Source organism: Pseudomonas sp. lyk4-R2A-8 (assembly GCF_030209095.1).
GTDB lineage: Bacteria > Pseudomonadota > Gammaproteobacteria > Pseudomonadales > Pseudomonadaceae > Aquipseudomonas > Aquipseudomonas quebecensis.
Map to the genome: position 1 here is coordinate 198,146 of NZ_JARVSS010000005.1, position 6,653 is coordinate 204,798.

Below are 6,653 nucleotides of genomic sequence, written 5' to 3' on the forward strand. Positions count from 1 at the left end.
AATGGAGGCTCTTCATGAGCGCTGTCAACACGCCTGCAGATTTCACCGACTACAAAGTCGCCGACATGTCCCTCGCTGCCTGGGGCCGTCGCGAAACCTTTATCGCCGAATCCGAAATGCCTGCCCTGATGGGCCTGCGTCGCAAGTACGCCGCCGAGCAACCGCTCAAAGGCGCGAAGATCCTCGGTTGCATCCACATGACCATTCAGACCGCCGTGCTGATCGAAACCCTGGTTGCCCTGGGTGCCGAAGTGCGCTGGTCGTCCTGCAACATTTTCTCGACTCAAGACCAGGCGGCTGCCGCTATCGCTGCCGCCGGTATTCCGGTGTTCGCCTGGAAAGGCGAGACCGAAGAGGAATACGAGTGGTGCCTGGAGCAAACCATCCTTAAAGATGGCGCGCCTTGGGATGCCAACATGATCCTTGACGACGGCGGCGACCTGACCGAGCTGCTGCACAAGAAATACCCGCAGATCCTCGACCGCGTCCATGGCGTGACCGAAGAGACCACCACCGGCGTACACCGTCTGCTGGACATGCTGGCCAAGGGCGAGCTGAAAATCCCGGCCATCAACGTCAACGACTCGGTGACCAAGAGCAAGAACGACAACAAGTACGGCTGCCGTCACAGCCTCAACGACGCCATCAAGCGCGGCACCGACCACCTGTTGTCGGGCAAGCAAGCCCTGGTAATCGGCTACGGTGACGTGGGCAAGGGTTCGTCCCAGTCCCTGCGTCAGGAAGGCATGATCGTTAAAGTGTCCGAAGTCGACCCGATCTGCGCCATGCAAGCCTGCATGGACGGTTTCGAAGTGGTTTCGCCGTTCATCGACGGCGTCAATGACGGCACCGAGGCCAGCATCGACAAGGCCCTGCTGGGCAAGATCGACCTGATCGTGACCACCACCGGCAACGTGAATGTGTGCGACGCCAACATGCTCAAGGCCCTGAAAAAGCGTGCCGTGGTGTGCAACATCGGTCACTTCGACAACGAGATAGACACCGCTTTCATGCGCAAGAACTGGGCATGGGAAGAAGTGAAGCCGCAGGTGCACAAGGTTCACCGCACCGGCGCCGGCGATTTCGACCCGCAGAACGACGACTACCTGATCCTGCTGGCCGAAGGCCGTCTGGTTAACCTGGGCAACGCCACCGGCCACCCAAGCCGCATCATGGACGGTTCGTTCGCCAACCAGGTGCTGGCGCAGATCTTCCTGTTCCAACAGAAGTACGCCGATCTGTCGCCTGCGCAGAAAGCCGAGCGCCTGACCGTGGAAGTACTGCCGAAGAAACTCGACGAAGAAGTAGCCCTGGAAATGGTCCGCGGCTTCGGCGGCGTGGTGACCCAACTGACCAAGACCCAGGCCGACTATATCGGCGTGACCGTTGAAGGTCCGTTCAAGCCCCACGCATATAGGTACTGACAGCAGCGGCAAGCTTTCAACTACAAGCGGCAAGTAAAAGCGTTTGTGTGAAGGCTTGCTACTTCCTTGCTCTTTAAGCAGTTGTGGGTTGGGAGCTTCATGCTACAAGAACAGGCGCACCGCCCTCTTGCAACTTGAAGCTCGCAACTTGCAGCTGGAGACCGCCTCCATGTCCCAAGACCGTCGCTTCAGCTTCGAGTTCTTCCCGACCAAGACCGATGCTGGGCATGAAAAGCTCATGGCGACTGCCAAGCAGTTGGCCAGCTACAACCCCGATTTCTTCTCCTGCACTTACGGTGCCGGCGGTTCCACCCGCGACCGCACGATCAACACCGTGTTGCAGCTGGAAAGCGAAGTCAATATTCCCGCCGCGCCGCATTTGTCGTGCGTGGGCGACAGCAAGGCCGACCTGCGCGGCCTGCTGACCCAGTACAAAGGCGCTGGCATCAAGCGTATTGTCGCCCTGCGCGGCGACTTGCCGTCCGGTATGGGCATGGCCAGCGGCGAGCTGCGCTACGCCAATGACCTGGTGAGTTTCATCCGCGAAGAAAGCGGCGATCACTTCCATATTGAAGTGGCGGCTTACCCGGAAATGCATCCCCAGGCGCGCAATTTCGAAGAAGATTTGAAGAACTTCGTGCGCAAAGCCAACGCCGGCGCCAACAGCGCGATCACCCAATACTTCTTCAACGCCGACAGCTACTTCTACTTTGTCGAGCGCGTGCAGGCCATGGGTGTGAACATCCCGATCGTGCCGGGCATCATGCCGATCACCAACTACAGCAAGTTGGCGCGTTTCTCCGACGCCTGCGGCGCAGAGATCCCTCGCTGGGTACGCAAGCAATTGGAAGCCTATGGCGACGACGTCAAGAGCATCCAGGCGTTCGGCGAGCACGTCATCACCGAAATGTGTGAGCGCTTGTTACAAGGTGGCGCGCCAGGGTTGCACTTCTATACCCTGAACCAGGCTGAACCCAGCCTTGCCATCTGGAACAACCTCAAGCTGCCACGCTGACGTTTGCCCAGCTGAGCCAGGGCCCTCGTTTCGACGAGGGCCTTTGTCGTTTTACATGTCCACGGAAACCCGCAGTCCATGAATACAGTGCCCACGACCTCCCGCCCGCAGCTGGTCTATCTGGTTTTCGGTGCGCAGACCTACCACCAGGAAGCCGTGTTCAGCATCGCCAGTGCCCTGGCGTTTCTGCAGGAAACCCCCGATGCCGTGGATATTCAGGTATTCAGCGATGACCCCGAGCCCTATCGCCTGCTGCCCGTACGCGTCCGCCCGCTGGACGAGGCCACGCGTAAACGCTGGAGCGAACCTCATGGCTATCACTTCCGCACCAAACATGTAGCGTTGCGCCAGGTACTGCAAGAATCGCCGGTAGCACTGCTGATAGACACCGATACCTTTTTCCACCACTCGCCCCTGGAACTGTTCGAACGCGTGCAGCCCGGTACGCTGCTGTGCAACGCCTTCTACACCCGCTACGGCGATAACCACGAAAGCATCCTCTATACCGCCCTGCGCCAGCGCCTGTTGGACATGGGAGTGGCCGACGATGACATGATGACGCTCAACTCCGGCGTCATGGGCCTGACCCAGCAGGACGCGCCTATCCTGGATCGCTCCATTGCCTTGATGGACGAACTGTTCCCCCATGCTCAGGGCGCGTACACCCTGGAAGAGTTCTGCCTGTCGATCGCCGCCTACCGCACGGTCAACGTGCGGGAGTGTCCGGACCTGATTCATCACTACTGGAGCCGCAAGCAACTGTTTCGTGCCAAGGTCAAGGCATGGATCGCCAAGCACCAGGCGGCCCCCACCAGCCCTCAGGCCCTGGCTGACACCCGCCAGGTCTCCGCGCACCTGCCGCGCCCACCGCGTGCGCAGCGCCTGATGTACAAGTTGATCACGCTGGCGCTGCCCAAGCACCAGCAGCAGTTCATCCGCGAAATTCTTTACGGCTGCTACGAGCACAAGAATGAGTTCGACCAGGCATGCGGCCCGGTGTGGTGGGACAAGGCGCGACAGAACCAGGAGGAGCGGCAGAAACGCCCAATCGATGCCCACCAGCTGGAACATTGGTTTGCCAACCCGCTGGTACGCCTGATTCTCGGCGAGCGGCGCACGGCGATCTACGAACACTTGATGACATCGCCAGCCAAATAGCAGCCGCCGCGGATGCGCATGCCAGAGCTTCTCTTTAATGCGCCAGCATCGTAACCTCAGGGCATGCCCGTCATTCTCAAGTTGTTGACTGCTGTGCTTTTCACTTGCCTTAGCCTGGCCGCTTACGGCGAGAAACTGCGCATTGTCACCGAGCCGTGGGCGCCCTACGTGTACGAAGACCAAGGCACCATGCGCGGGCTGGACTACGAAACCACCGTCATCGTGTTCCAGCGCCTGGGGGTCGAGGTGCAGTGGCAATTCCTGCCCTGGAAACGCTGCCTGGCCATGCTGGATCAAGGCCACGCTGATGGCGCGCTGGATATTTTCCACAGCCAGGCGCGCGACGCCCAGTTGCTGTACCCCAGCGAACCGTTGTCCGACGTGGACTTCGTGCTGTTCTATGCCAACGAGCGACCTCACCCGGCGCAGCGCCTGGACGACCTGCGTGGACTGACGGTCGGCACCTCGCCGGGCTACATGTACGGCGCTCATTTCAGCGATTCGGCGCTGTTCTACCGCGAATCGGCGCCCAGCCATGAGGCGAACTTCGGCAAATTATTGCTCGGACGCATCGATCTACTGATCACCGATCGCCGGGTTGGCCAGCATTTGATCAAGACATTGGGCCTGGAAGGCAAGGTCAGCCAGGCCCCGCTGGTGGTCAGCCGCCAGCCGCAGTACCTTGCCGTACGCCGTGGCGCGGGCCTGGACCTGCTGGTGCAGCGGTTTGCCGCTGAATTAAAACGTTTCAAGCAAGAACCAGGCTACGCTGCACTGAGCGCCAGGTACGGCACAAACGCCGGCATTGCAGCGGCAGAACGCACCGTTGAGCAGCAGGAAAGCAGCGCGCCGTGATTGCTCTGTTATACTCCGGCCTTTCCGCCAGGCTTACGCCCGGCCGCTGAGGTCCTGGAAAAGGCACCCAACCCCCCTACAGCGCAGCTTTGCAGCCCGCGCGAGCCGGTGGAGTGCTCGCCGGACGCAGCAGGACCGGACGGGATTTCGCTCCCCTAAGCGCCATTCACGCCCGGCAAGATTATCCCTTTGGGCCAAGCCCTAACTAAAACAGGATTACTCATGTCCTTTGCTTCCCTCGGTCTCTCCGAGGCTTTAGTCCGCGCCATCGAGGCAGCGGGCTATACCGAGCCTACTCCCGTGCAACAGCGGGCCATTCCCGCCGTGTTGCAAGGTCGCGACCTGATGGTTGCAGCCCAGACAGGTACTGGTAAAACCGGCGGTTTCGCCCTCCCTATCCTGGAGCGGTTGTTCCCCAACGGTCATCCGGACAAATCCCAGCGTCACGGCCCGCGCCAACCGCGCGTCCTGGTCCTGACCCCTACCCGCGAACTTGCCGCCCAGGTCCATGACAGCTTCAAGCTGTATGCCCGCGATTTGAAGTTCGTCAGCGCCTGCATCTTCGGCGGCGTCGGCATGAACCCACAGGTTCAGGCCATGTCCCGCGGTGTCGACGTGCTGGTGGCCTGCCCCGGTCGTTTGCTCGACCTGTGTGGCCAGGGCAGCGTCGATCTGTCCCACGTGGAAATCCTCGTACTGGACGAAGCCGACCGCATGCTCGACATGGGCTTTGTCCATGACGTGAAAAAAGTGCTTGCCCGTCTGCCGGCCAAACGTCAGAACCTGCTGTTCTCGGCAACGTTCTCCCAGGACATCACTGCCCTGGCCGGCAAGCTGCTGCATAACCCGGAGCGCATCGAAGTCACGCCGCCGAACACCACGGTCGAGCGTATCGAGCAACGCGTGTTCCGCCTGCCCGCCAGCCACAAACGTGCGCTGCTGGCTCACCTGATCACCGCCGGCGCGTGGGAACAGGTCCTGGTGTTCACCCGCACCAAACACGGCGCCAACCGCCTGGCCGAGTACCTGGACAAGCACGGCCTGACCGCCGTGGCCATCCACGGTAACAAGAGCCAGAACGCGCGCACCAAAGCCCTGGCCGATTTCAAGGCCGGCACTGTGCGCATTCTGGTCGCCACCGATATTGCCGCCCGCGGCCTGGATATCGACCAGTTGCCACACGTCGTCAACTTCGAGCTGCCGAACGTCGATGAAGATTACGTGCACCGTATCGGTCGTACCGGCCGTGCGGGTCGCTCGGGCGAAGCCATCTCCCTGGTGGCACCGGACGAAGAAAAATTGCTGAAAAGCATCGAGCGCATGACCAAGCAGAAAATCGCCGACGGCGACCTGATGGGCTTCGATGCCAGCACCGTGGAGGCCGAGAAGCCTGAAGCGCGCGAGCGTCCGGATGTGCGCAACCCACGCAACCCACGCGGTCCGAAGGGCGATGGCCCGAACGGTGGCGGCGGTGGTGGTGGTCGTCGCGACAAAGGCAAGGACAAGGGCAAGGAAAAAACCGCCGGCAGCAGCCGTGGCGAACGCCCGGCCCGTGAGCAGAAGCCCCGTGAAGGCAGCCCGGCGCGCGAACAGCGCCAGCCGAGCCAGCCACCGCGCGCCGCCGCCGACCGAGCCCCGGACGAATTCCTCGACGACGATGTGGATAACTTCGGTAACCGCGTTGACTATGTGCCCCAGGCCAAGCCGGCCCAGGGCCGTGGCCGCCGTCCAGGTGCTCCGGCACAGGGCGCGGGTGCAGGCGCTCCTCGTGGCGGTCAGCCACAGGGCGCACGGCAGAATGGCCCACGCAACAGCAGCGGCGGTACCACCGGCACCCCACCTGCCAAACGCAGCGGCCCGCGTAACGGCGCACCGCGTGATGGCCAGGCCCGTCGCGAAGACTCGCGCAATCGCCGTCCAGCCCGTGACGACCAGCCACGCTCCTCCGAGCCCGCCGTGCAGAACCCGCGCGGTGGCCCGGCGCCGAAGATTATCCACAAGGAGTCGAAAGTCGATCGCTTCCCGACCCCAGAGCAGTTGGATCAATTGCCAGGCCGCCCTCGTGGTGAGAAACCAGCGTTGCTGACCCGCAACCGCTGAGTTTCTACGCAGCATAAAAAATGCCCCGCTCTCTCGAGACGGGGCATTTTTTTGGTTCTTCACGGATTGCCGGGAAAGACGCTCTTGATCTTCATGAAAAA

The 6,653-nt window shown here is 61.6% G+C and carries 5 protein-coding genes; all 5 read left to right on the forward strand.

Going from position 1 to position 6,653, the window contains the following annotated elements; all coding sequences use genetic code 11:
* The first annotated feature begins 14 nt into the window (after positions 1-14).
* The 5 genes from ahcY to rhlE2 all read left to right on the forward strand — a co-directional run bounded on the left by ahcY (position 15) and on the right by rhlE2 (position 6,552).
* Positions 15-1,424 (forward strand): adenosylhomocysteinase, encoded by a 1,410-nt coding sequence (gene ahcY / locus QRN10_RS07000; protein ID WP_181080669.1) that lies wholly within the window; start codon positions 15-17, stop codon positions 1,422-1,424.
* A gap of 169 nt (positions 1,425-1,593) precedes the next feature.
* A complete protein-coding gene (gene metF, locus QRN10_RS07005; RefSeq protein ID WP_181080668.1) occupies positions 1,594-2,439 on the forward strand; it encodes a methylenetetrahydrofolate reductase [NAD(P)H] in 846 nt (281 codons plus the stop codon).
* Between the two features lie 78 nt (positions 2,440-2,517).
* Positions 2,518-3,597: a hypothetical protein gene (locus QRN10_RS07010; protein WP_253509680.1), complete on the forward strand. Its 1,080-nt coding sequence runs from the start codon at positions 2,518-2,520 to the stop codon at positions 3,595-3,597.
* Positions 3,598-3,660: 63 nt separating this feature from the next.
* Entirely contained in the window at positions 3,661-4,452 is a 792-nt protein-coding gene (locus tag QRN10_RS07015) for a substrate-binding periplasmic protein (protein WP_285428074.1), read from the forward strand.
* Between the two features lie 222 nt (positions 4,453-4,674).
* Positions 4,675-6,552, forward strand: a complete 1,878-nt coding sequence (rhlE2, locus tag QRN10_RS07020) for an RNA helicase RhlE2 (RefSeq protein ID WP_181080665.1) — start codon at positions 4,675-4,677, stop codon at positions 6,550-6,552.
* The last annotated feature ends 101 nt before the right edge of the window (positions 6,553-6,653 follow it).